This window comes from Acinetobacter sp. 228 (assembly GCF_048147885.1).
Map to the genome: position 1 here is coordinate 53340 of NZ_JAYWYV010000007.1, position 24545 is coordinate 77884.

At 42.1% G+C, this 24545-nt stretch carries 20 protein-coding genes and 1 pseudogene; 10 read left to right on the forward strand and 11 right to left on the reverse strand.

The window, feature by feature from the left end; genetic code table 11:
• Window positions 1-72 precede the first annotated feature (72 nt).
• The 9 genes and pseudogenes from VXQ92_RS07475 to VXQ92_RS07515 all read right to left on the reverse strand — a co-directional run bounded on the left by VXQ92_RS07475 (window position 73) and on the right by VXQ92_RS07515 (window position 11871).
• Window positions 73-1383, reverse strand: a complete 1311-nt coding sequence (locus VXQ92_RS07475) for a hypothetical protein (protein WP_416680981.1) — start codon at window positions 1381-1383, stop codon at window positions 73-75.
• 196 nt (window positions 1384-1579) lie between these two features.
• Window positions 1580-3805 carry a hypothetical protein gene (locus tag VXQ92_RS07480; RefSeq protein ID WP_416680982.1) on the reverse strand — a complete coding sequence of 742 codons (2226 nt, stop codon included), beginning with the start codon at window positions 3803-3805 and terminating at the stop codon, window positions 1580-1582.
• Between the two features lie 67 nt (window positions 3806-3872).
• Window positions 3873-4004: pseudogene (locus tag VXQ92_RS07485) on the reverse strand (IS982 family transposase); the annotation flags it as partial.
• Window positions 4005-4152: 148 nt separating this feature from the next.
• Window positions 4153-5838 (reverse strand): polysaccharide biosynthesis/export family protein, encoded by a 1686-nt coding sequence (locus VXQ92_RS07490; RefSeq protein WP_064096921.1) that lies wholly within the window; start codon window positions 5836-5838, stop codon window positions 4153-4155.
• A gap of 3 nt (window positions 5839-5841) precedes the next feature.
• The gene (locus VXQ92_RS07495; protein ID WP_416680983.1) at window positions 5842-6939 is read right to left on the reverse strand and encodes a capsule biosynthesis protein; all 1098 of its coding nucleotides are present in this window, start codon (window positions 6937-6939) and stop codon (window positions 5842-5844) included.
• Window positions 6929-7591, reverse strand: coding sequence for an ABC transporter ATP-binding protein (locus tag VXQ92_RS07500; protein ID WP_064101697.1), 663 nt, complete (start codon window positions 7589-7591; stop codon window positions 6929-6931). The genes VXQ92_RS07495 and VXQ92_RS07500 overlap by 11 nt, the downstream gene beginning before the upstream one ends.
• Window positions 7588-8415, reverse strand: coding sequence for an ABC transporter permease (locus VXQ92_RS07505; protein WP_064096918.1), 828 nt, complete (start codon window positions 8413-8415; stop codon window positions 7588-7590). Before VXQ92_RS07505 ends, VXQ92_RS07500 begins: the two co-directional genes overlap by 4 nt.
• 206 nt (window positions 8416-8621) lie before the next feature.
• Window positions 8622-9665, reverse strand: a complete 1044-nt coding sequence (locus tag VXQ92_RS07510; protein ID WP_416680984.1) for a phytanoyl-CoA dioxygenase family protein — start codon at window positions 9663-9665, stop codon at window positions 8622-8624.
• 505 nt (window positions 9666-10170) lie between these two features.
• Window positions 10171-11871: an NAD-dependent malic enzyme gene (locus tag VXQ92_RS07515; protein WP_416680985.1), complete on the reverse strand. Its 1701-nt coding sequence runs from the start codon at window positions 11869-11871 to the stop codon at window positions 10171-10173.
• A 293-nt stretch (window positions 11872-12164) separates the two neighbouring features.
• On the opposite strand from VXQ92_RS07515, the gene VXQ92_RS07520 reads away from it, so the two are divergent.
• Complete coding sequence (locus tag VXQ92_RS07520) at window positions 12165-13127, forward strand: alpha/beta hydrolase (RefSeq protein WP_416680986.1); 963 nt, start codon at window positions 12165-12167, stop codon at window positions 13125-13127.
• A 5-nt stretch (window positions 13128-13132) separates the two neighbouring features.
• Here the strand turns inward: VXQ92_RS07520 and VXQ92_RS07525 are convergent, their stop codons facing one another.
• Entirely contained in the window at window positions 13133-13459 is a 327-nt protein-coding gene (locus VXQ92_RS07525) for a hypothetical protein (protein WP_416680987.1), read from the reverse strand.
• Between the two features lie 25 nt (window positions 13460-13484).
• Here VXQ92_RS07525 and VXQ92_RS07530 point away from each other — a divergent pair, with 25 nt between their 5' ends.
• The 9 genes from VXQ92_RS07530 to VXQ92_RS07570 all read left to right on the forward strand — a co-directional run bounded on the left by VXQ92_RS07530 (window position 13485) and on the right by VXQ92_RS07570 (window position 23580).
• Window positions 13485-14996 carry an aldehyde dehydrogenase family protein gene (locus VXQ92_RS07530; RefSeq protein ID WP_416680988.1) on the forward strand — a complete coding sequence of 504 codons (1512 nt, stop codon included), beginning with the start codon at window positions 13485-13487 and terminating at the stop codon, window positions 14994-14996.
• Window positions 14997-15416: 420 nt separating this feature from the next.
• Window positions 15417-16532 carry a bifunctional 3,4-dihydroxy-2-butanone-4-phosphate synthase/GTP cyclohydrolase II gene (gene ribBA, locus VXQ92_RS07535; protein WP_005173756.1) on the forward strand — a complete coding sequence of 372 codons (1116 nt, stop codon included), beginning with the start codon at window positions 15417-15419 and terminating at the stop codon, window positions 16530-16532.
• Between the two features lie 18 nt (window positions 16533-16550).
• The gene (ribE, locus tag VXQ92_RS07540; protein WP_004280926.1) at window positions 16551-17021 is read left to right on the forward strand and encodes a 6,7-dimethyl-8-ribityllumazine synthase; all 471 of its coding nucleotides are present in this window, start codon (window positions 16551-16553) and stop codon (window positions 17019-17021) included.
• 4 nt (window positions 17022-17025) lie between these two features.
• Entirely contained in the window at window positions 17026-17475 is a 450-nt protein-coding gene (nusB, locus tag VXQ92_RS07545) for a transcription antitermination factor NusB (protein ID WP_005173752.1), read from the forward strand.
• 17 nt (window positions 17476-17492) lie between these two features.
• Window positions 17493-18410 (forward strand): thiamine-phosphate kinase, encoded by a 918-nt coding sequence (gene thiL, locus VXQ92_RS07550; RefSeq protein ID WP_416680989.1) that lies wholly within the window; start codon window positions 17493-17495, stop codon window positions 18408-18410.
• On the forward strand, window positions 18388-18909 hold the full coding sequence (locus VXQ92_RS07555) for a phosphatidylglycerophosphatase A (RefSeq protein ID WP_416681041.1): 522 nt from the start codon (window positions 18388-18390) through the stop codon (window positions 18907-18909). Before thiL ends, VXQ92_RS07555 begins: the two co-directional genes overlap by 23 nt.
• Window positions 18910-18929: 20 nt before the next feature.
• Window positions 18930-20294 carry a bifunctional UDP-N-acetylglucosamine diphosphorylase/glucosamine-1-phosphate N-acetyltransferase GlmU gene (gene glmU / locus VXQ92_RS07560; protein ID WP_416680990.1) on the forward strand — a complete coding sequence of 455 codons (1365 nt, stop codon included), beginning with the start codon at window positions 18930-18932 and terminating at the stop codon, window positions 20292-20294.
• A gap of 11 nt (window positions 20295-20305) precedes the next feature.
• Window positions 20306-22144 (forward strand): glutamine--fructose-6-phosphate transaminase (isomerizing), encoded by a 1839-nt coding sequence (glmS, locus tag VXQ92_RS07565; RefSeq protein ID WP_416680991.1) that lies wholly within the window; start codon window positions 20306-20308, stop codon window positions 22142-22144.
• 59 nt (window positions 22145-22203) lie between these two features.
• Window positions 22204-23580, forward strand: a complete 1377-nt coding sequence (locus VXQ92_RS07570; protein ID WP_416680992.1) for a phosphomannomutase CpsG — start codon at window positions 22204-22206, stop codon at window positions 23578-23580.
• A gap of 84 nt (window positions 23581-23664) precedes the next feature.
• On the opposite strand, the gene VXQ92_RS07575 is transcribed toward VXQ92_RS07570, so the two are convergent.
• Window positions 23665-24543 carry a beta-1,6-N-acetylglucosaminyltransferase gene (locus VXQ92_RS07575; protein ID WP_416680993.1) on the reverse strand — a complete coding sequence of 293 codons (879 nt, stop codon included), beginning with the start codon at window positions 24541-24543 and terminating at the stop codon, window positions 23665-23667.
• Window positions 24544-24545: the final 2 nt, after the last annotated feature.

Below are 24545 nucleotides of genomic sequence, written 5' to 3' on the forward strand. Positions count from 1 at the left end.
AAAATTTCTCAAAGAGCATTGATGTTTTTTATCAAAAAAATAATACATAGTTTCCAAAATATTAATAATTTTTTAATCATTAACTAATGATAAAAAAGGTTTTTTATAAAAACATTCTAAATTAGTGGCAGTACTGGCAATAAAACCATTTTCTTCAAAGTAATCAAAATTAATATAATAAGCAGAAATAGAATTTATTGAACTACTAACCTCTATATATCCAAAATTAATTCTTTCTCTTTCAGGCACTTCCAACTGCTTCACTAAACTTTGATTACTATCAAGTACAATTTTACATTTTTCATCAATAATCCATACTCCGTCATAATTAGGATAAGACTTTTCTATCATATTTAAACTAGACTCAATAGTTTCACCTTTTAAAACATCAACAGATTCAGAAGATATTTCACTTTTAGTTAAACTTAAGATAATACAATCTGCCCATCTTTTTTTTATTAACCCTACCAAGTCATGAATATTATTTGAGCCTTTATAAACCAAACAAACCAACACTCTAGGTTGAAATCCAGAAATAGTTTTCTTTAAATTTCCATCAATTTTATTAAGTAATAATTTCTTATAATGTCGCCCTATTTTTTTTTGTTTTTTTAAAATATGAATCATTCGATCATTATAATCTTGGGAGTTAGTAGATATAATAATAGGATGATAAAAACCTTGTTTAATATTAACAAAGTTTGGACTAATAAAATATAAGTTACCACTAGTTGTAAAATTAAAATTTTCTAAATCATCTTTGCCATACAATTCATCCATACGTAAGACTTTATAATTTAGACTAAAGTTTGCTAAAAATGACTCATCGTTTAAAAAATTAAGAAAATTATTTTTAGAATAAAGCTCTACATATTCTATTCTTTTCCTTAATGCCTCTAAACAAAATTTTTTCGATACATAAACTATACTGAATGACATTTTCTTAGCAATTGGAACTTGAAAATAAGCTTCAGCACTTTCTTTCCAAACCCATCCCGAATGTGCATTCCAAAATGACTTCGCACATAAATCGAGATTTTTTGATAAAGGTAAACCAAGATAAGTCGTCAAACTTTCGCTTGCTGCTAAAGCATCATCTTCAATTAACCAATATCCGTCATAGTTAGGGTATTTTATTGACATTAAATATAAACCAAAATCCCCACAAAGCCATCCTAACTTTTCTAGTTCTACATATAATCCTACTTCAGTTAAAGTACTTTTATTAATTGACACCTTGGGGAAAATTCCACAGTCTACGTCTTTTTTTAGCTCATCAACAACTAAGACTACATCTATATTTGCATTTTTATAGTATAAAAAAAGACTTAATGTTTGTATGTCAAATTTGGTTGTTCTTAGTCCAATTAAAAATTTTCTCATCAAACTTTTCCTACCGTATAATATTTTAAAGTCTTTTATAAAATAACTATATTATAGAATCTATTTTATAATTAATAATTAATTATTAATAATTAATAATTAATAATTAATAATTAATAATTAATAATTAATAATTAATAATTAATAATTAATAAACTAGATTCTATTTAATAAAACTAAACAATAAATAAAAATTTTAATTATCTAAAAAATTCAGTTTATTTTTTACGGCATCAATAAAAAAACCCTTAGGATTTTTAATTAGTTTACGAACTTTTTTATTACTCTCTAAAAATGGGAAAGGCATGCTGAACTTTTGAGGAGATACAGCAGACTTTTTATCTTCTATAACAGTTTTTGATTCAAATATAATTTTTGCCGAAATAAAAGATTTCTCTGAATAAGGAAAAACCTTATGATTACCAATATTTATTGAAGTATTATCAATACTAAACTTTTGAACTTGAATATTTTTATAACCATGTGATAATCTATCACCAAAATCTCTAATTTTATCTTCAGCCTGGAAGGTACTATACTTTTTTTCTAATAACCAAGTTATAAACTTAAATACAATCATTTCGTCTAAATTTTGTTTATATTCAGAATCTAAAATAAATTGAATTGCTTGCTCTAAATTAACCGCCTTTGTCGCAAGCCGTCCATTTAAACTATAAAAGGCGTTACCTATACAATAAGGTTTTTTACCATGTAATATTGAAAGCAAGCCAACACCTGAATTATAAAGTACAATATAGTCAAAAACATCTAAAATAGCATGAATGTTGGTATTATTAAGTATAATAATATTTGTATAATTCTCAAAGCTATTAATATTTGGCATTAATGGATGTGGTTTAATATAAAACATAATTTCAGAATATTTCAAAGCTAATGTTTTTATATCTGAAGTAAAATCATCATAATTTTGATAATTTTCATTAAAATAAGTTACAGCCATATCGTCTGGCAACTGAAAAGGAATAAAAATATTTTTAGTATTTTTATTTATAATTGAATGAAGATTTTGAATAGAATCCTCATAATCCTGCATATTTTCTAAAGTATTTTTCCCGGTTCTAATCTTAGAAATGTACCTTGAAATACTTTCTTTTTCTTTAACATTTAAATTCTTATTTAAAATATTCTTAGTAATATTATCTTCATCATAAAAATCAGAATCGTTATAGGATACTTCATTTGCATAATAAATAGTGTGTGGTAAAGCACCTCGCTCAATAATTTTAACAGGAATACTATTTTCCTTTGCTAACTCAATTAAAGCATAATAATCTTTATGACTTTTCATATATGGATTAAAAATACAAACTAGGTCAATCTCTCGGCGTAGTATTTTTTTATATGCTTGATTAATTTCTGCTTGATTTGAACTTGAGGCAACTTCTAATGCATAACCTTGGGCTCTAAATGGTAAAAAATATCCCCATTGGTCTATATCATTCATCAGACATAAGGCTTTTTTATTGCGAACTAGATAGTCAATTTCTAGAATTTTTTCTTCATTTTTTAAATAAATACCTAAAATTTTATTAAAACGCTCCCGTTTCCAATCATTGTTATTGGTCCAATACCCTTTTTCACTTGGTTTAGGATGCCACATATGGTAGGTTTTATAACCTAAATATGCGGAGGTAAAAGTTAACGCTTCTAAATATTTTCGAAAGCCTTCATAAGTTGAGGCTTTCCAAAAACTTTCTTTGAGTGGTCCATAAAAGTCTTTATTCAAGTTTTTAGGTTTTGGTAAATCACTTGTTAAATAACCTAAACGAATTAAATATTCAAAATCTTCAGAGCCATGACCGCGGAATATATCACAATATCCACCACTTAAGTCATATAAGTTTTTATGCATAAATAAGATATTGCTATATGGTGCAATAAATTCAATTTCTTTTTTAAACTCAGCTTGAAGAGAATAATAGTCTAGACTTCTAATATATTTTCCTTTATCTAATGGCTCTAATTCTTCAAAATCTTTTGAAATATTTTCAGCTAAATGAATAACGGGAAAAGTAATATAACGTCTAGGATTTACATTAAACTCCAGTAAAGTTGCATCTTTTGCTAAAGTTTGGAAAATATCCCTACTAAATACGCAATCAATATCAGAAAATAAAATCAAATCTGTTGTCACGTATTTAAAGGCCAAGTTTTTGGCTTTTGATGCGGAAAATGTACTGGTATCATTGATTTTTACATAAGTTGCATTTGATTTTTTACATTCATCTTCAATAAATAATGAATATTTTTCTTCTGAACCAAAGTCTAAAATTAAAATTTTTGGACATGGTTCATAAAAATTTAAGCAAAACTTAATACGTTCTAAAATCCAAGGAGTGAAGTCTGAAACTCGAATGGTGAGAACATAGGTAATATCTTTCTCTGAAAATTTTTTAAACATATTTTGAAACCTTAGCTATTTAGTTTTTTTTAAGTATGTGAACAATATTGTATAACCCGAATCCTGCTTAAGTCGATGTTTCATAAGCTTGAATGGCTGGCCTATTTTTATGGTAAAGTTGATAAGCACATAAAGAAGCATAAATTCCTGTGAAATAGCCTCGAGTACTTCTCGCTTTACTCCTCACTAAATTGTATTCCTTCCAGTAGTTTGAAAAGCCATTAATCAGTCAGAATACATATGTAAAATAATCATCTTATCTAAAAGTATAGGTCAGGTGGTTATTCCCTAATGGGGTTTCAGCCATCTTTTTTTCAAGTCAATTTTTTATCCGCGATTCAGGTTAATTACAAATCTAAAGCGACTTTGGCAGCCACTGCAATCTGATAGATCACCTGGGTGATCCCACGCGTCATCTCGATACCTTTGGTCTGGGCTTTCGGCAGCACTAGAATCTCGTCGCCCTGCTGGATTTTTGCAGTTTTACTGACCAGCTCTGCTCTACCATTCTGCCTGATCACAATCACTTTGGATTTATTCGATTTCTGGCTAAAACCGCCCACCTGCTCGATATAATCCCTAGCATTCAGTCCGTTACTGTATTCAATCCCGTTCGGGAAAGCAACTTCGCCATGTACCATGATGACCGAGGTCTTTTCCGGAATATAGAGAATATCGCCCTGTTCCAGGATCACATTCTGAAAAGAATCCGGATTGAGAACCACCTGTCCTTTAGGCTGCACCTGACGTGCTTTGACGATGAACTGCTTGACCAGTTCTGCATCACGCAAGCGCAAGGTGGCTTCTTCCTGGGTACTGGAGCGGGCATTGAAGGTGGTTTCCTCCAGCTTGTCCAGGGCAACATTCAGCATCTCTTTTTGTCGCGTAGCCACAGAAGCACGGTAAAGCTGTAAGGACTCGACTTCGGCCAAAGCATTGGGCTGCAGTTGTACCAGGACATCTCCGAGTCTGGCACCATAAGGCAATACAATAGCATGGGCACCATTATGTGCACCGTCAATCCGTACCTGAATAGTGCCTGCATAGCGGTCAGCTGTTACCGTAACCACATCACCATCTTCAACCGTGATATTCGGTGCCTGACTCAGCGAATAATATTCACTGCGGTATTCTGTACCCTGCCGACGCTGAATGCTGACATTGGTCGCGCCCGGTTTGAGTTTGGCAAAAGTCAGGGCCTGAGCCAATGTGATGGCTGGAGAATTAAACTCAAAATCATTCTGGTTATAGACTTCACCCGAAACATTGAAGGTATGAGTCCGCTGTCCTACCACAATGACATCGCCATCGCGAAAGGAAAAAGGCTGAATCTGGCCTTGTAACAGGAAATCATACAAGTCGACCTGCTGCACGGTCCGGCCATTGCGCAGCACCTTGATATTGATATAACTGCCACGTTCCGGATCTACCCCGCCAGCACGGTCCAGGTAAGCAATCACGCTATCATTGGACACACCACCATAATTCCCGGGCTGATTGACAAAGCCGGTAACCATGACTTTGACTGGCTGGGCTTGTTCCAGCGCTGCATATACGCCTACATTCGAGACATAAATACGCCGTACCTGTGCTTCAACTACCGATTGCAGATTACCGTTTCGAACACCGGCAACCCTGACCGGGCCTACATTGGGAATAAAAATATTGCCTTGGGGATCGACGGTTTGTGTGCCATTAAACTGATAGGCGCCCCATAGACGTAAATTGATATTGTCGCCTGGATTAATCTGATAACTGCTATTAAACGTCGAGCCTGCCGTAGAGGCAAAAGCCCCCTTAAAGAGCTGCGAACCAAACATCCGGTTTACTGTCGGGTATTTCATCGAGCTACCGGGAGAAAGCTCAACGATCGATTGACTATTCAGCAGCGTATTATTATTGGTACTGGCTGGCGCCAGATTTAGACTATTCAAATCCTGAGAGATTTCAGTAGGCAGCAGGCTGGAATCCAATGCATAGGTTTGTGCCGCACATGCCAATGATAAAACTGATAATAAAGCAATTTTTTTCATAATTTATTCCCTGTGCTCACGGATAATGGAATGGATCAGCAAGCCAATACCAAAAATGATATTCAATAACAGAAATGAGGTCAGGCTGATATACACTTTGCGTGGATATAAAGCTTCCTGCGCCAAACGCGGGGTGGAAATCACGATCAGCTTCTTCAGTTTACGTGAGGCTTCCAAACGCGCTTTTTCCAAAGAAACCAGGGAAATTTTATAAAGATCCGCTGCAAATTCGACTTGTGCTTTGAGTGCCTCAAAATCGGCAACATTTTTATTCAGCTTTAAATTATTCGGTGAAGTCAGTTTGGCATTTTCGGTATTGATCTGCTGTTGCAAGGCGGCAATCTGGCTACGTACAGCGATCACCTGGGCGGCTTCCGGGGTCAGATAGCTCAGCAAGGTGCGCTCTTCGGTTTTCAGTTGCGCCAGGCTACTCTGCAGACCTGCAATCAGTGTCGCTACCGCTTTGGCCTGTAATTCAGGATCGAAAATTTCATTTTCATTTTGATATTGAAGGACAGCCCGACGTGCCTGATCTAGCTGTTTAGCGGCATCGCTATACTGTTGCTGGGCAAAGACCTGCTGTTCTTCCGCGATGGCTTGCGAGATTTCATTAATGAAAGCATCACTCTGCTTCAGCAGTTCCTGATTCAGTTTCAATGAAAATTCTGGTGAAAAGCCCTGATCATGCACATGCAGCATCATGGTTTTTTCATCCAGTTCAACCTTGATCATCTTATTAAAGTATTTCACCAGATCTTCAATCGGTGCATCCTTGGGCAGGGCAAAGATCGGGTCATGGACGGATGAAAATTCTTCACGCAAATTCAGGGTCTGATCCAGTTTCTCAATCATGTCGCGCGAAGTAATGTACTCTTTAAGAATCTGTGAATCTTCACGGCTGGTATTGGGCATTCCCAGCAAAGCACCGATTCCTGAGGCATCTGCCACCGGGGTATCGGCGACCTGCTTTACCAGGACGATGGAAGAAGACTGGTAACGGTCTTTGGCAAAGGCGAACAGATAAATGACTATGATCACCACCGGGATCAGGACACAGCAGGTATAGGCGACCCAGAGTCGCTTATTTATTTTAGCTTGCATACGCTTTATAGACCTCTACTGCATCTTGCACATTATCAAAATATTCCGCCTGGCCATCTCGCACCAGAAAGGCGACATCACAATTACGGGTTAAATCTTTCAAGTCATGAGAGACCATAATAATATTTGAGTTTTCTTTGAGTTCATCCAGCAAAGCCTGACTTTTCTTGCGAAAAGAAGCATCCCCGACCGCACCGGCTTCGTCCAGCAAATAATAATCAAAATTAAACGCCATGCTTAAACCGAAACCGATCCGGCCGCGCATGCCGCTTGAATAGCTTTTCATCGGCATATCGAAGTATTTACCAATTTCGGCAAACTCTTCAACGAATTTGACTACATGTTCAACTTCATCATGATTACTCACATAAAGTCTGGCCACAAAGCGTACATTTTGCCGGGCAGTCAGGCTGCCCTGAAACCCCCCGGACAATGCCACCGGCCAGGAAATGGTTTTATTGGTGATTACCTTGCCCGAATCTGCGTAGTCAATTCCGCCAATCACACGCAGCAAGGTACTCTTGCCCGCACCGTTTTTCCCCAACAGGGCCACGCTTTTATTTTCCGGTAAAACTGCATTTAAATCTTTAAACACATAATGCCGTCCTTTGGGTGTGGCGTATGATTTTGTTAGATTTTTTAATTCAATCATTTTGATTTCACCATATGGCGTTCAAAGCGTTTATATAGTAATAATCCGATGAATAAGGAGACAATGATCCATATGACAAAGTAACTCAAACTGATTCCGGGCACTAAACTATAAGTCGGCGCAACCGCATGGCGCATTAATTCGAAGATATGAATCAACGGGTTATAGAGTAAATATTCGCGATATTCGACTGGAACAATATGGATGGAATACAAAATCCCGGACAGGAAATAAAGAATTAAAAAGAACACCGAAAGAAACTTGTTCAGTTCCCTGGAAAAATCACCAATCACGATAAAAATCAGGCTACATGCCGTCATGAATAGAAATAACAGCACCCAGTAACCCAAAAGCTCAGGAATGTGTTCAAAACTGATGCTGTAACCAAACCACACAAATGCCGCGGTAAATGCAACATAAGCAGTAAATTTAAGCAGAAATTCAAGAACATTCCGTGCCAGTAAGGCATCGATCGGTTTGACCGGACGGTAGCTGAATAATCCCCGGTTGGATTCGGTGGCACTGATCGCCAGGGTAACCCCTGTCCTGAACATAAAGAATGGAATAATGCCGTTAATCAAAAAAACCGGATAATCCATACCCGGCAAGGTCCTCTGCATGAGCGTACCAAACAGCACCACCATAATCCCGATGGTCAGCAGAGGCTCAAGAAAGACCCATAAATATCCCAAACGGTATTGACCAAAGCGGGTTTGTAACTCCCGAAGCAATAATGCACGTATAGATGCATACATCACTTGTAAACCACCTCGAGCTTTAAGCCGCGGGAGTTTTTTTAAGGGCATCTGTGACTGTGATTCCATTATTATTACTTGTAAATTTTTTATGTAAAATTTTCACTATCATACAGCGATCAATAGGCAGAAGAAAGTTAAACTCCTGAAAATATCTCTCACCATACTTAAGTTGTAGAAGGCCAGATTGAATAACAGATCGGCTTTATTTCCAGAGCAATCAGGAGTACTTAGTACCCTCCCCTATGCCTGCTCTAACTGAAACCCGACCCTACTTATTTACTGGTGAGAACGGCAGAATCAGTGGCACGCTTATTACCCACTTTCTTCCAGGGATTATTGCGCTGGAATTTCTTTTCCATAAAGTCCAGACCTGACCAATATAAAGGCACTAGATTTGACTTCAGAAAGGGCAAGGAAAGTGGATCACCCCCCAACCAGGGCACAAATGGATTTCGACGTGCATAGGCCCATAGCTCAATCCTGACTGAAGGTTTGAGACTCTTTGCTCTGGCATGAAAACCATAGGTATCCGCAATCACCAGGGTATTGGCTTTTACAGCAAAAGCTTGCGGTTTTGCATAGCCTAATTCCAGTATTTCACTTTCAGAAACTCGAAAAGAGCCTCGGCGGGTCATCACATCAGTTTTTGCTGTAATTGCTTCAGATTTCTGCTGTTCCCAGTTTAATCGTGCAGGATTTAACAGATGCGAGCCGGGTACATACACAAACGGACCTTCATCTTCAGCGACATCTTCTAGAAATAGCCAGGCTTTTGCACTAGGGTGAAAAGTATCACTGTGTAAATTCGTTTGCGGGTCCGCTTTGGCTTTTCTGACATGCGAAAAGATGACTTGCAGATAAGAGATGGGTTGAACTTTAAAGCTAGCCACATAGTTCAGCAGGTTTCTCCATTTCGCTGAATGCAGGAATTGTCGGGTTACCGGCATGTGCTTCAAGGTTTTGCCATCCAATGCCATACGGCGTGTTACCGTATCCCCCTGTAAGGTTTCCCGTGTTTCCAGAGGCGTGGTCAGCAATTCCTGTTTTAATTGCGAAAACTCTTCTGCAGCTAAAAAGTTTTCTCTGAATATAAACCCGTTTTTTTGAAAATTTTCAACGTCTGCGGGATGAATGAACTTCGCTAACTTTGATCTGCGTTGAGCTGCCATTTGTGCAGCAAACTGCACCCGAAAACGGTGTAAGCCGAGTTGGTTTAATCTGGAGTTTCCCAAGACAGAATTGGCTTCAAAGGATTTAGACTGCGTGAACAAAGCCATACTATCTAAGATAAATTTGCTTGGGGAGTGAATAAACATCTTGCCTAGTTCCTGAGCCACAGCTATTTTTTTTTGTTTTTTCTGGTCCAGTTTTTTAATATTTTCAAAAATATTTTTTTTAAATAAATTCAATGGAAGTAGCCTTATTCTATACTTGATTCATATTTGGAAAAATTATAACTAAAAACAAAGTTGTCCGTTAATACTTCTCTTCTCTCATTTACACCCGAACCCTTAAGCCTCTAATAAAATTGTCTTTATCTTTTTAAGCTGGAAGTCTGAGGTTGCAGTCTACTTTGCCTGCTTCAGCTGTAAGGCCCTGATCTTTTTTTATGAGGGTTATTTTTATATTCGAACTCTTTCATCCACATTTTTCAAACATTAAAAAATTTTCAAGGGAGCCCCTTCTTGCGGAAACAAGAAGAGGCTTTAAATACTATTTAAAATAGTAATGTATGATTATTTCCTGATTAATCAAACAATCCTATTCTTGCCCGGGCATCAAATAAACTCAGGCTAGCACAGCAAAATTTATTTGACCTCATTAAAAGGTGCTTCGCTTATAATCACGGTATTTTGGCGTCCAGAAATTACGCTCAATTGCCTGCTGTAAGCTTTCCACACTGACTTTCGGTGCTACCCCGTCTTCAATCGCAGCAAGCGCTACTTTTAATGCAATCTGCTTTGAAATAGTCTGCAAACTATCCAGACTTGGCAGTAAATCTGCCTGAGGATCTTGCAGTTTTGGTGAACAATCGGCCAAAGCATTACTGGAAGCTATCAACATATTATCTGTCACACGCTTGGCACCCGAAGCAATCACTCCCAAACCTATACCCGGAAAAATATAAGAATTATTACACTGGGAAATATGATGGATCTGACCCTGATAATTCACGGGAGCAAATGGGCTGCCCGTCGCAATCAGTGCCCTGCCCTGGGTCCATTGCAAAATATCTGCCGGCACGGCTTCTACTTGGGAGGTCGGATTCGACAGGGGGAAAATAATCGGTTGCATACTGTTTTCAGCCATGGCTTCAATCACTTCCTGAGTGAATAAACCGGGCTGTCCTGACACTCCAATCAGTACCGTCGGTTTGGCGCGCTTGACTACATCCAGCAGAGAAATCATGCGTTCGGCATCTGCCCAGTTTTCTACATTTTCAAGCGGCTGTGCCAGTTTACGCTGGAAGTTCAGTAAATTCGGCTGATTTTCAGTGATCAGACCAAAGCGGTCGACCATAAATATGCGTGCACGCGCTTCAGCATCACTCAAGCCTTCAGCCACCATTTGCTTAATGATCTGTTCTGCAATCCCGCAACCGGCCGAACCTGCTCCTAGGAATGCAACGACCTGATCTTTAAGCTGCTTGCCTGCTGCACGCGAAGCAGCAATCAGACTACCGACAGACACCGCAGCGGTGCCTTGGATATCATCATTAAAACAGCAGATCCGATCACGGTATTTTTCCAGCAAAGGCATGGCATTTTTCTGGGCAAAGTCTTCAAACTGGATCAAGGCATCAGGCCAACGCTGTTGAATCGCCTGAATCACGGTCTCGACAAAAGCATAATATTCATCGCCGCTGATCCGCGGTTGGCGCCAGCCCATATAAATCGGGTCACTCAACAGTAGCTGATTATTGGTGCCGACATCGAGGGTAATAGGCAAGGTATAAGCCGGACTGATCCCGCCACATGCGGTGTAGAGCGCCAGTTTGCCAATGGGAATCCCCATGCCGCCAATGCCCTGATCTCCAAGACCCAGAATGCGCTCACCGTCCGTAATGACAATAACTTTCACATTTCTTTTACTGATATTGTGAATAATCTGGTCGATCTGGTCGCGGTCCGGATAGGAAATAAAAATCCCGCGGTGACGGCGATAAATATCAGAAAAGTGCTGACATGCCTCACCTACTGTTGGAGTATAAATAATCGGCATCATCTCGCTAAGATGATGTTCAATCAGATGGTAAAACAGGGTCTCATTGGTATCCTGGATATTTCGCAGATAAATATGCTTGTTAATATCACTGTTAAACGCACTATATTGCTGATAAGAACGCTGACTTTGTTCCTCAATCGTTTCGGTAACATGAGGAATCAAGCCATGTAAATTAAAACTTCTGCGCTCTTCTTCAGAAAATGCAGAGCCTTTATTGAGTAAAGGGAGTTCTAACAGAGTATTTCCAGCATAAGGAATATATAAGGGGCGCTTACTGTTCAAATTTTCTCTGGGCATTCTTTAACTCATCTAATCAATTTTCGGCAATCCTACCAAAACAATCACATCACTTTGCTTATTTTATATAGCTTAGCCTGATTCTGAGCGGTTAGGTCATTTAGTAAATTGATAATACTTTTAGCAGGATTTTATAATCTGATAACACTCATTTTCCCGCATAGGTTCGGGGCTGATTTTAAAATGAACCGGTATTGGTATTATTAATTCAAGTGAGCAGCAAGTTCCGTTTGACAAAAAACTGCAGCTCATCAAGGATAAAGTATAATTTCAAGAAAACGATGAGTATAACAATGAGTGAACTACAGCCCCTTTATCAGCCCGATATCCTAGGGACAGGTTATGAGCAAGCGACCTTGAACTTTCCCGACGATTATGAGGGCAAGGTAGTCGCCACGCTGATCCGTAAAAAAGCGGCACAACCTACATCCAAAGCAGTTTTATATATTCACGGATTTATTGACTATTTTTTTCAGACTGAAATGGCAGAGCGTTTTAATCAGCAAGGCTTTGATTTTTATGCGCTGGATTTGAGAAAATACGGCCGTTCGATTCTGCCCCATCAAAAATATTATAACGTGCATGATCTGTCTGAATATGATGCAGAAATTACCCAGGCGCTCGACATTATAGCAGCAGAGGGCCACGATGCTGCCCTGCTCTGTGGTCATTCTACCGGTGGTCTGATTACGACCTTATATGCAGCGCATCATCCGCAGCACCCTTTAATCAAAGCGCTTTGGGTCAATAGTCCATTTTATGACTTCAACATGAATCCGATCAAACGCGCGCTGGGTCTCCCCCAGCTGAGCAGGCTGGCTAAAACCTTCCCGAATCTTAAATTTCCAAGTGAGTTAAACACGTGGTATACCGCCAGTCTGCACAAGGACTTAAAAGGAGAATGGGACTTCAATCTGGACTGGAAAAAGACCCGTTACCCTAGAGTAAGGATCAGTTTTGTTCGTGCCGTTCATGAGGCACAAAAGGAAATTCATCGCGGTGTTCAGATTGATATTCCGGTACTGGTCATGCATTCGCACCAAACGCTCAATCCTAAAAAATGGGGCAAAGCGGCACAGAGCAGTGATGTGATTTTAGGCATTAAAGACATTCAGAAATATGCCAAAAAAATCAAAGGTGATGTCACGGTTCTGAGTATTCAGAACGGTTTACATGATCTGGTACTTTCAGAGAAATCAGTACGTGAGCAGGTTTATCAGCAGCTGTTTCAGTGGCTGCATGACCAAGGCCTTTAAACACTTTAAATAAAGCAGCGAGGAGAAATGAAAATTTCATTCGTTTCTCCATTTTGGCTGTCTGGTAAAACCCGCACTATGGTGTGAATGTAAGCAGACACATTGAAAATATGCCAATCTTTCGACATTTTTAAACTTCCATAACTCATTGTTTTTAAATTTAAGAATTGAGAATTTATAGCTTTTATTTCTCTAACGCTTGTCTCCAAATATTGTCTTTTGTAGCAAGCCTGTAAACAAACAACCGTCCGTCTTGTTCCCTCTTTATAGTAGAGCTGAATGCAGAAGCGCCTATATTTTTTGATCAGCAAAATGCGCTCAGCCTGCACCACTAACAATCATATAAAGGAATAGATTATGCGTTATGCAGATCCCAATACTGACGGTTCAAAAATTCAATTTAAAGCACAATACGATAATTTCATTGGCGGCGAATGGGTCGCTCCGGTCAAAGGCGAATACTTTGACAACATTTCTCCGGTAGATGGCAAAGTCTTTACCAAAGTGCCGCGTTCCTCTGTAGAAGACATTGAGTTGGCGCTTGATGCAGCGCATAAAGCCAAAGAGCAATGGAACCGGTCATCGCCGACCACCCGCTCCAATATCCTGCTGAAAATTGCAGATCGTCTGGAACAAAATCTGGAAATGCTGGCCGTGGCAGAAACCTGGGACAATGGTAAGCCCATTCGTGAAACACTGGCTGCCGATATTCCACTGGCGATCGACCATTTCCGTTATTTTGCCGGCTGTATTCGTGCCCAGGAAGGTGGCATTTCCGAAATCGACGAAGATACTATTGCTTATCATTTTCATGAGCCGTTGGGTGTGGTGGGCCAGATTATCCCGTGGAACTTCCCGATTCTGATGGCTGCATGGAAACTGGCACCTGCCCTGGCTGCGGGTAACTGCATTGTGCTGAAACCTGCGGAACAGACTCCGGTCAGTATTCTGGTGCTGGCTGAACTGATTCAGGACATTTTGCCACCGGGCGTGTTGAATATCGTCAATGGCTACGGGGTTGAGGTGGGCCGTCCGCTTGCGACCAACCCTCGTATTGCCAAGATTGCCTTTACCGGCTCGACCGCAGTGGGTCAGCTGATCATGCAATATGCCACCGAAAACATTATTCCGGTGACCCTCGAGCTTGGTGGTAAGTCACCGAATCTGTTCTTTGCCGACATCATGGATCAGGAAGATGACTATCTGGATAAAGCGCTGGAAGGCTTTGCCATGTTCGCCCTGAATCAGGGTGAAATCTGTACCTGCCCTTCCCGTGCCCTGGTGCAGGAAAGCATTGCCGATGAATTTCTGGCGCGTGCAGTAGAACGGGTGCAACGCATTAAAACCGGTCATCCACTAGATACTGACACCATGATTGGCGCGCAAGCCTCACAAGAACAGCAGGACAAGATTCTGGGCTGTATTGCCACTGGCCGTGAAGAAGGCGCACAAATCCTCACCGGTGGTGAAGCACGTCAGGAAGTGGGTCAAGGTTTCTATATTGAACCGACCATCTTTAAAGGCACCAATGACATGAAGACCTTCCAGGAAGAAATCTTCGGGCCTGTCCTGGCTGTGACCACCTTTAAAGACTTCGATGATGCGATCAAGATCGCCAATGATACGATTTACGGACTCGGTGCCGGGGTCTGGTCGCGTTCTGCGCATACCTCCTACCGTGCCGGTCGTGCCATTCAGGCGGGTCGGGTCTGGACCAACTGTTATCACATCTACCCTGCGCATGCAGCTTTCGGTGGCTATAAAAAATCCGGTATTGGCCGCGAGAACCACAAAATGATGCTGGACCACTATCAGCAAACCAAAAACCTGCTGGTGAGCTATTCAACCAAGCCTGCCGGTTTCTTCTAAGAAATAAAGTCAGTTTAAAGCGAGCTTCGGCTCGCTTTTGATCCCCTGATATTCATTTTTTAATATCAGGTAAAAATTTTCTGCTATTTCCCTGCCTGCTCCTGTCAGTCCAGCTTCAAAATTCTATTGGCTGAACCAGTGAGGATAAAACCTGGATAAAACATCTGCCGAATGTCTGCACTTATATTAACTTCACCTAAGTTTCTAATTTTTTATGCTTTTTGTTTGTTCAAAAATTCCGCATAAAGTTCAGGCTTTCATTTAAAGTTGGCTTTTCATGTTTATTAAGACTGTGTATAACAATGGACCACTAGAGGGAAAACAATAAGCATAGGCAAAATTGCGCAAAAAGCGTTAGACTATGTACCCAATAATGTCATGATTCGGTCTGATCAAGATCAAAAAAGAAGGTGAAGGTTGATGCCGCTCAATACTGTTGAAGAGCTTGTAGCAGATATCCGTGCAGGAAAAATGGTCATCCTGATGGATGATGAAGATCGTGAAAATGAAGGTGACCTGGTCATTGCTGCCACGCACGTACGTCCTGAAGACATCAACTTCATGATCACCCATGCACGCGGTCTGGTCTGCCTGACTTTAAGTAAAGAGCGCTGCCAGCAGTTAAATCTGCCGTTGATGGTAGATGCCAACGGTGCGCAGCATGGAACCAATTTCACCCTGTCGATTGAAGCAGCCAAAGGTATTTCTACCGGTATTTCACCGGCTGAACGTGCGCACACGATTCAAACTGCAGTGGCTGCCCATGCCAAACCGGCAGACATTGTACAGCCAGGACACATCTTCCCGTTGATGGCGCAACCAGGCGGTGTCTTGCACCGTGCCGGGCACACCGAGGCAGGTTGTGACCTTTCTCGTTTAGCAGGACTGGAACCCGCATCAGTTATTTGTGAAATCATTAATGAAGATGGCACGATGGCGCGCCGTCCGGATCTGGAAGTCTTTGCTGAAAAGCATGGCCTGAAAATCGGCACGATTGCCGATCTGATTCATTACCGCATGACCAATGAACAAACGGTGGAGCGTATTGATCAGCAAAGTATTGATACTGAATACGGCAGCTTTGACCTGTACCGCTATCGTGAACTGGGTAATCCGGATATCCATCTGGCCTTGGTCAAAGGTGAGCCTAAAGAGGGCGTGACCACAGTGCGTGTACATGGTTTTAACCCGACCCGCGACTTGCTCAAACTGAAAAAACAGGATGGCGAGCCAGCCTGGAACCTGGATCGTGCCCTGAAAGAAATTTCCAATAGTGATCGTGGTGTCTTGGTCTGGATTGGCCAACGTCATTTACAGGATTTGGGCCCGGCATTAGATACCCTGAAAACACCAAAAAATGTAAAATCAAATTCTGCACTGTCTCAGCAGTATCAGACCATTGGTGTGGGTGCACAAATTTTGCGTGATCTAGGCGTTGAAAAAATGAAGCTGCTGAGCTCTCCATTACGTTTCAATGCCCTGTCAGGCTTTAACTTAGAAGTGGTGGAATACATCACCGCACAACAAACATCTTAAGAAATCATCGAGGTTGTTATGGCAGTTCGCCGTATTGAAGGTATGTTACATCTCGCGAACGAAGACCGTTATGCGATTTTAGTTGGTCGTTTTAACAGCTTTGTGGTTGAACATCTGTTAGAAGGTGCTATTGATACATTGAAACGTCATGGTGTATCAGAGGATAATATCACTGTTGTTCATGCACCTGGTGCCTGGGAACTTCCTGTGGTTGCGAAAAAACTGGCAGCTTCAGATCGTTTCGATGCCATCATTGCGCTTGGCGCCGTGATTCGTGGCAGCACGCCTCACTTCGATTTCGTTGCAGGCGAATGTGCCAAAGGTTTGGGCGTTGTTGGCCTGGACACTGGCTTGCCTGTCATTAACGGTGTACTCACTACGGATAGTATTGAACAAGCGATTGAACGCTCTGGAACAAAAGCAGGCAATAAAGGTAGCGAAGCTGCCCTGACTGCGATTGAAATGGTTAACTTGTTAAAGGCTATTTAACGCTATGTCGCAAACACTTCAAGCAACTTATGCAGCAAAACGTAAAGCACGTCGCTTTGCTGTACAAGGAATTTATGAATGGCAGATGAGCCACAATCCGGTGCATGAGATTGAAGCACGTACGCGTGTGGAAAATGCCATGCACAAAGTGGATCTGAGCTATTATCATGAATTGTTGACTCAAGTGGTTGCCAATCATGAAGAGCTGGATGCGCTCTTGGTTCCGGTACTTGATCGCGAACTTTCAGCACTGGATGGTGTCGAGCTTGCAACCCTTCGTCTAGGCGCTTATGAACTCAAAGAACATCTTGAGATTCCATATCGCGTGGTTCTGGATGAAGCAATCGAACTGGCTAAACATTTTGGCGGTGCCGACAGCCATAAATACATCAACGGTGTATTGGATCGTTTAGCGACAACCTTGCGTGCAGCAGAAAAACAGCAGTCTAACTAATAGCGTAGATATGTTGGATGGCTGAATTTTCGATTATCGACACCTATTTCAATCGCAAGAATGCCAATTCTGTCGATTTAGGCGTCGGTGACGATTCAGCCTTGCTCACCCCCCCGCCTCAGCAACAACTGGTCATCTGTGCCGACACTCTGGTTGCTGGACGCCATTTTCCAATAGACACCGAACCGCATGCGATTGGCTGGAAAGCCGTGGCTGTCAATTTATCTGATATTGCCGCGATGGGCGCAACTCCACACAGTATTTTACTCGCATTGAGCCTACCCCAGATTGATCATGACTGGCTAAAAGCTTTTAGTCAGGGCCTATATGATTGCTGCGATCAATTTGGGGTGAGTTTAATCGGTGGTGATACCACTCAAAGTCCTCATTTAACCCTGTCTGTCACTGCATTAGGCTGGGTTGATATTGGCCAGGCTGTGCCACGCTCAGGGGCCAAACCGGGTGATCTGGTCTGTGTCAGCGGCACCGTTGGAGATGCGGCTTTTGCACTACAGCATCTTGGCCATCCGCTACAGCAACGTCTGGACTATCCAACGCCACGCTGTCAGCTTGGTGCTGCTCTAAAGGGACTGGCCCATAGCATGATTGATGTCTCGGATGGTTTGGCTCAAGATCTTGGACATATTCTCAAAGCTTCTCAAGTCGGTGCCAGGCTGCAACTTGAAAACCTGCCAATCAGTCCTGCCTTGCAGGCATTAGACGATGCACAAAAATGGCAGTATGCACTGGCAGGTGGTGACGATTATGAATTATGTTTTACAATAAGCCCGCAAAATTACGAAAAATTATTGCAAAAACAACTTGATGTTTCGATTAATATGATCGGCACAATTCAGCAGCAAGACGGCTTAACTTTTGAAAAAGATGGCACAGACCATTTATTTCAATTCAATGGGTATCAACATTTTGCATAAACCTGCGATCAATTTTAAAGCCATGTCATGGACCGACCGACTGATTGTATTTAGTGGGGTAGGATTTGGTTCTGGCCTCATTCCCAAAGCACCGGGTACTTTCGGTTCGGCCTTTGCACTTTTATTTACCCCTATCTGGCTGCATCTTGGTTTTCTAAACAGTGTTTTTGCCATTGCCATCATGTCCCTGATTGGCATATATATCTGCGGACATACTGCCAAGGTCATGGGAGTTCATGATGATGGCCGCATCGTCTGGGATGAATTTGCCGGACAATCTATTACCTTCTTACCACTGATTTATTTAGGTCAGATGAACTGGTTATGGTTGCTGGTCGGTTTTGCCCTGTTCAGATTATTTGATATTTGGAAACCTTGGCCGATCCGGGTGGTTGACCGACAGGTCGACGGAGGCTTTGGCATTATGCTGGATGATATTATTGCCGGTCTTTGGGCTGCTCTTTGTATTTTGCTTTATTTTTACTTCATCGTGGCATAAGCCATATTTAGGATTAGAACATGTCAACGACTGTTATTATTCTTGCTGCAGGTAAAGGAACGCGCATGCGCTCTAGCTTACCGAAAGTATTACAACCCCTTGCAGGACGTCCTTTACTGGGTCATGTCATTGAAACGGCAAAAAAATTAAACGCAGATAATATTATTACCATTTATGGTCACGGCGGTGATCGGGTTCAGTCAGCATTTGCACAACACGCTATTAAATGGGTAGAACAGGCTGAACAACTCGGTACCGGTCATGCAGTGCAAATGACCCTGCCTGTCCTGCCTCAAGATGGCGTATCACTGATCCTCTCCGGTGATGTACCCTGTATTAATCCTGTGACCTTGCAAAAATTACTCGATGCCACTACAGCAACCGGCATTGGTCTGGTAACCCTTACCCTGCCAGATGCCAGTGGTTATGGTCGTATTGTCCGTGAAAATGGTGAAATCCAGGCCATTGTAGAGCACAAGGATGCTTCCGAAGAACAGCGTCAGATCAAGGAAATCAATACCGGTATTTATACCGTCAGCAATGCTAAATTACATGAATGGTTGCCAAATTTAAGCAATGACAATGCGCAGGGTGAATATTACCTGACTGATATTGTCGCGATGGCTTTGGCAGATGGTATGCAAGTTGCATCGGTAGAACCTGAGCAGGCTTTTGAAGTTGAAGGGGTAAATGACCGTGTACAGCTCGCTGCTTTAGAGCGTCAGTTCCAGTCTTATCAAGCCAAACAGCTAATGCAGCAAGGTGTACATCTGATTGATCCTAGCCGCTTTGACCTGCGTGGCAATTTAACTGTCGGCCAGGATGTCCGCATTGATATCAATGTGATTATCGAAGGTGATTGCGAGTTGGGCGACAACGTTGAAATTGGCGCCGGCTGTATTATCAAGAATACCAAGATTGCAGCTGGCACCAAGGTTCAGCCATATAGCATTTTCGATAGCGCCATCGTTGGGGAAGATACCCAAATTGGACCTTTTGCACGACTACGTCCGGGCGCACAACTGGCCAATGAAGTGCATATCGGTAACTTTGTTGAAGTTAAAAATACCACGATTGGTCTAGGCTCTAAAGCCAACCACTTTACCTACCTGGGTGATGCAGAAGTTGGCAGTGGTTCAAACATCGGTGCAGGGACTATTACCTGTAATTATGATGGTGCAAACAAATTTAAAACGATTATTGGTGATCAGGCCTTTATTGGTTCGAACAGTTCATTGGTTGCACCTGTGAGAATTGGCAACGGCGCCACAGTGGGTGCAGGCTCGACGATTACCCGTGATGTGGAAGATAACAGTTTGGCAGTAGAGCGCTCTAAGCAATTTGTCAAAGAAAACTATCCACGTCCGCAAAAAATCAAGAAATAAGGGGAACAAATATGTGTGGTATTGTCGGTGGCATTGCGGAACGTAGTATTACCAATATTTTGGTTGAAGGCTTAAAACGCCTGGAATACCGTGGTTATGATTCAGCAGGTTTGGCCCTTATCAACAATCATCAGGTCTTACGTGAACGCCGTGTCGGTAAGGTTTCCAACCTTGAACAGGCGGTGAATGAATCAAAAATTAGTGGTTCACTTGGCATTGCGCATACGCGCTGGGCAACCCATGGTAAACCGACTGAAGAAAATGCCCATCCGCATATTTCTGAAAATGTGGCAGTGGTGCATAACGGAATTATCGAAAACTATCAGGAGCTCAAGGATGATCTTGAAGCTTTGGGCTATGTGTTTACCTCACAGACCGATACTGAAGTGGTTGCCCATCTGATCAATGATGCGCTGAAATCTACCCCGAGCCTCTTAGAGGCTGTACGCCAAGTGGTTCCGCAACTGAAAGGTGCTTATGCTCTGGGCATCGTGCATACGGATCATCCAGATGAACTGATTACCGTGCGTGAAGGTTCGCCACTGGTGATTGGTGTCGGTATTGGTGAAAACTTCATTAGTTCCGATCAGTTGGCATTGCTTCCAATTACCAATCGTTTTATTTATCTTGAAGAAGGTGATATTGCCCGTTTGACCCGTACCACGATTGAAGTCTTTGTCGATGGTCAACTGGTCGATCGTCCGGTCAAGGAACTGGATGCTGCCGTCAGCAATGCTTCTAAAGGTGAATACAAGCACTATATGCTCAAGGAAATTTATGAGCAGCCGGAAGCAATCCAGCAGACCATTTCACAAGCATTAGATGGTCATGAACTGCGTGAAGACTTCCTGACCAATGCAGAACATGACTTCTCAAAAATCCAGCAAATCCAGATTATTGCCTGCGGTACCAGCTATCATGCCGGTATGATCGCCAAATACTGGTTTGAACAGCTGATTGATCTGCCTTGCCAGGTCGAGATTGCCAGCGAGTTCCGTTATCGCACTCCGGTGATTGTGAATAATACGCTATATATATGTATTTCCCAGTCCGGTGAAACTGCCGATACCTTGGCTGCCTTGCGTGATACACAGAAACGTGCAACTGCCAAAGGCCTGGACATTAGCACGATGACGATCTGTAACGTGGCAACCTCTTCGATGGTACGTGAAACAGATTTCAGCCTGCTGACTTTAGCTGGTCCTGAAATTGGCGTGGCTTCCACCAAAGCCTTTACCACCCAGCTTGCCGCCTTGATGCTGTTGGTACTGAAAATCGGTTCTGTAAAAAATACTATTTCTACAGAAAAAATGACGGAAATTACCACAGGACTTTGGCATATGCCTAAAGTCATGCTGGATACCTTGCGTCATGATGATGAAATTTTACGCCTTTCTGAACTTTTTGTTGAGAAGCAGCACTGCCTGTTCCTGGGTCGTGGTACGCACTTCCCGATCGCGCTGGAAGGTGCACTCAAGCTGAAAGAAATTTCATATATTCATGCGGAAGGTTATGCTGCAGGTGAGCTGAAACATGGGCCATTGGCACTGGTCGACAATGACATGCCGGTGGTGATTCTGGCACCACAGGATGACATGCTGGACAAGCTCAAATCCAATATGGAAGAAGTTCAGGCACGTGGTGGTGAACTGTTTGTTTTTGCTGATGAGCACAGTGGCATTAAAGCTAAAGAGCGCAAGCATGTGGTCCATATTCCGTCAGTCAATGCAGTACTGGCACCGATTGTGTATAGCATCCCGGTGCAGTTACTCTCTTATCATGTGGCAGTGCTACGTGGTACGGATGTGGATCAGCCCCGTAACCTGGCAAAATCGGTTACTGTAGAATAATTAAAATTGAATCGAGGCTGGGAAACCGGCCTTTTTTCTTCTAAATGGAGAGCCTCTAAATGACAAAACTGACTTGCTTCAAAGCCTATGACATTCGCGGCAAACTCGGCACAGAACTCAACGAAGAAATTGCCTACAAAATTGGCCGGGCTTATGGACAGATTTATCAACCTGAAACAGTAGCCATTGGTTGTGATATACGACTCAGCAGTGAAGAGCTAAAACAGGCCACCATTCGCGGCTTGAATGATGCCGGGGTCAATGTGCTGGATCTTGGCATGACCGGGACTGAAGAAGTTTATTTCGCAGCTTTCCACCTGGATGTCCAGGGTGGTATTGAAGTCACTGCCAGCCATAATCCGATGGACTATAATGGCATGAAACTGGTGCGTGAAAATGCCCGTCCGATCAGTGCAGATACCGGTCTGAAAGAAATTCAGGCCTTGGCAGAATCAGGGCAATTCATTGAAGTTAGCAAAAAAGGTCATACGGAAAAATATAATATCCTGCCAGAATTTATCGACCACCTGATGACCTATATCGATCCGGCAAAAATCCGCCCGATGAAACTGGTGATGAATGCGGGGAATGGTGCCGCAGGTCATGTGGTGGATGCGCTTGAACAGAGGTTTCAACAACTACAGATCCCGGTTGAATTTATCAAAATTCACAATGAGGCCGATGGTAACTTCCCGAATGGCATCCCGAATCCAATTCTGGTTGAAAACCGTGATAGCACCCGTGATGCGGTCATTCAGCATGGTGCGGATATGGGCATTGCCTGGGATGGTGACTTTGATCGCTGTTTCCTGTTCGATGAAAAAGGGCAGTTTATTGAAGGTTATTATATTGTTGGCCTTCTGGCGCAGGCATTTCTGCTGAAGCAGTCTGGTGAAAAAATTGTCCATGACCCGCGTCTGGTCTGGAATACGCTGGATGTCGTGGAGCAATATCAGGGGATTACCGTCCAATCAAAATCGGGGCATGCCTTCATTAAAGATGTCATGCGTGAACATAATGCAGCTTATGGCGGGGAAATGAGTGCCCATCACTATTTCCGTGATTTTGCTTACTGTGACAGCGGCATGATTCCATGGTTACTGGCTATGGCGGTACTGTCTGAAACAGGAAAATCCTTATCTTCTCTCGTGGAAGAAATGATCGCCAAGTTCCCATGTTCAGGTGAAATTAATTTCAAAGTGACCGATACCCAGGCAACCATCCAAAAACTTTTCGATCATTATGCCGATCAAAAACCAGAAATCGACCAGACCGACGGCGTCAGCCTGAATTTTGGCACATGGCGTTTTAATGTGCGCGCCTCCAATACTGAACCATTATTGCGTTTGAATATTGAAAGCCGCCGTGATCATCATCCACGCCCAATGCAGGACTATGTCGATGAGCTGACCCAGCTGATCCAAGGCGAAGCTTAAGTCCTCAAAAAAAACCTGAAAACAGTACCCTTTAAACCAGACAAAAGATTCCAGTTTTTAGGGTACTTTTCCGGCCTGAAGCTTTTATGGAAAATGTTTTTTGAGTATATCCACTGTGATATTTGTATTCATTTTTCGCGCAAACAGCATGCCTGACTGCTTCATTTTATCAAAATCAGACACATCTAAAGTTCTTGGATAATCCGGCCCGGAATCCCAGTCAATATATCTTAGCCCTGTTTCACAATCCTCTATCCTATGCTGGACATGATAGATGCGTTGCTGAAAATGGGAATTATAAATAATGGTATGGAAAAAGATTTCATCTGCACAGAGTGAAGATTTAAAGGTTTTTGCATAATCCGGATTCGCTTCCAGATAATCCAGAATAAATGTCACCGCCTGATCGGTGAGAGTAATCCAGTTTGAACCTTTATATAGTTTAGGTAAATGAGAAATATCCTGTTTACGGAAGTGCCGGCAATACCATAATGCCCATCTGTTCAGGAACTGAAATAATGGTGATTTAGCTTTCTGATACATAATCGGTAAATACAGGACATTAACCCGTTGTTTCACATCATCTGCTAAATCATCATGACCCACAAACTCGGTCTGTTTCTGATATTCTTTTTCTAGAAATAATTCTCTTGCGGTATTGGAACATAAAGGAATGTCATCTCCAGACAGGAAGAAAAAATAGCCGTAATCATATTTTTGCGCTTCCTGCAGGAGTTTTAACATGACTTCAATTTGGCTATAGCTGCCCCATCGTACATCTGTCCGGTCTGCTAAAAAATATACCTGATCATGCTGTCCGAATTGAGTATGAAATGGGGCAAGGTCGGCTTTCTGATCGACATGAATAAGAATAATACTATGAGGACTTTTCAGCAGCTCATTCACCAGGAAAACCAGTGAATGGGTAAGTTGATGACAAATAACCCCATAAATAAAATTCATAT

Excerpts from the sequence above, each read along its gene's own strand:
- VXQ92_RS07475 (WP_416680981.1), bottom strand. The coding sequence starts at position 1,383 with ATGAGAAAATTTTTAATTGGACTAAGAACAACCAAATTTGACATACAA.
- VXQ92_RS07480 (WP_416680982.1), bottom strand. The coding sequence starts at position 3,805 with ATGTTTAAAAAATTTTCAGAGAAAGATATTACCTATGTTCTCACCATT.
- VXQ92_RS07490 (WP_064096921.1), bottom strand. The coding sequence starts at position 5,838 with ATGAAAAAAATTGCTTTATTATCAGTTTTATCATTGGCATGTGCGGCA.
- VXQ92_RS07495 (WP_416680983.1), bottom strand. The coding sequence starts at position 6,939 with ATGCAAGCTAAAATAAATAAGCGACTCTGGGTCGCCTATACCTGCTGT.
- VXQ92_RS07500 (WP_064101697.1), bottom strand. The coding sequence starts at position 7,591 with ATGATTGAATTAAAAAATCTAACAAAATCATACGCCACACCCAAAGGA.
- VXQ92_RS07505 (WP_064096918.1), bottom strand. The coding sequence starts at position 8,415 with ATGGAATCACAGTCACAGATGCCCTTAAAAAAACTCCCGCGGCTTAAA.
- VXQ92_RS07510 (WP_416680984.1), bottom strand. The coding sequence starts at position 9,665 with ATGTTTATTCACTCCCCAAGCAAATTTATCTTAGATAGTATGGCTTTG.
- VXQ92_RS07515 (WP_416680985.1), bottom strand. The coding sequence starts at position 11,871 with ATGCCCAGAGAAAATTTGAACAGTAAGCGCCCCTTATATATTCCTTAT.
- VXQ92_RS07520 (WP_416680986.1), top strand. The coding sequence starts at position 12,165 with ATGAGTGAACTACAGCCCCTTTATCAGCCCGATATCCTAGGGACAGGT.
- VXQ92_RS07530 (WP_416680988.1), top strand. The coding sequence starts at position 13,485 with ATGCGTTATGCAGATCCCAATACTGACGGTTCAAAAATTCAATTTAAA.
- ribBA (WP_005173756.1), top strand. The coding sequence starts at position 15,417 with ATGCCGCTCAATACTGTTGAAGAGCTTGTAGCAGATATCCGTGCAGGA.
- ribE (WP_004280926.1), top strand. The coding sequence starts at position 16,551 with ATGGCAGTTCGCCGTATTGAAGGTATGTTACATCTCGCGAACGAAGAC.
- nusB (WP_005173752.1), top strand. The coding sequence starts at position 17,026 with ATGTCGCAAACACTTCAAGCAACTTATGCAGCAAAACGTAAAGCACGT.
- thiL (WP_416680989.1), top strand. The coding sequence starts at position 17,493 with ATGGCTGAATTTTCGATTATCGACACCTATTTCAATCGCAAGAATGCC.
- VXQ92_RS07555 (WP_416681041.1), top strand. The coding sequence starts at position 18,388 with ATGGGTATCAACATTTTGCATAAACCTGCGATCAATTTTAAAGCCATG.
- glmU (WP_416680990.1), top strand. The coding sequence starts at position 18,930 with ATGTCAACGACTGTTATTATTCTTGCTGCAGGTAAAGGAACGCGCATG.
- glmS (WP_416680991.1), top strand. The coding sequence starts at position 20,306 with ATGTGTGGTATTGTCGGTGGCATTGCGGAACGTAGTATTACCAATATT.
- VXQ92_RS07570 (WP_416680992.1), top strand. The coding sequence starts at position 22,204 with ATGACAAAACTGACTTGCTTCAAAGCCTATGACATTCGCGGCAAACTC.
- VXQ92_RS07575 (WP_416680993.1), bottom strand. The coding sequence starts at position 24,543 with ATGAATTTTATTTATGGGGTTATTTGTCATCAACTTACCCATTCACTG.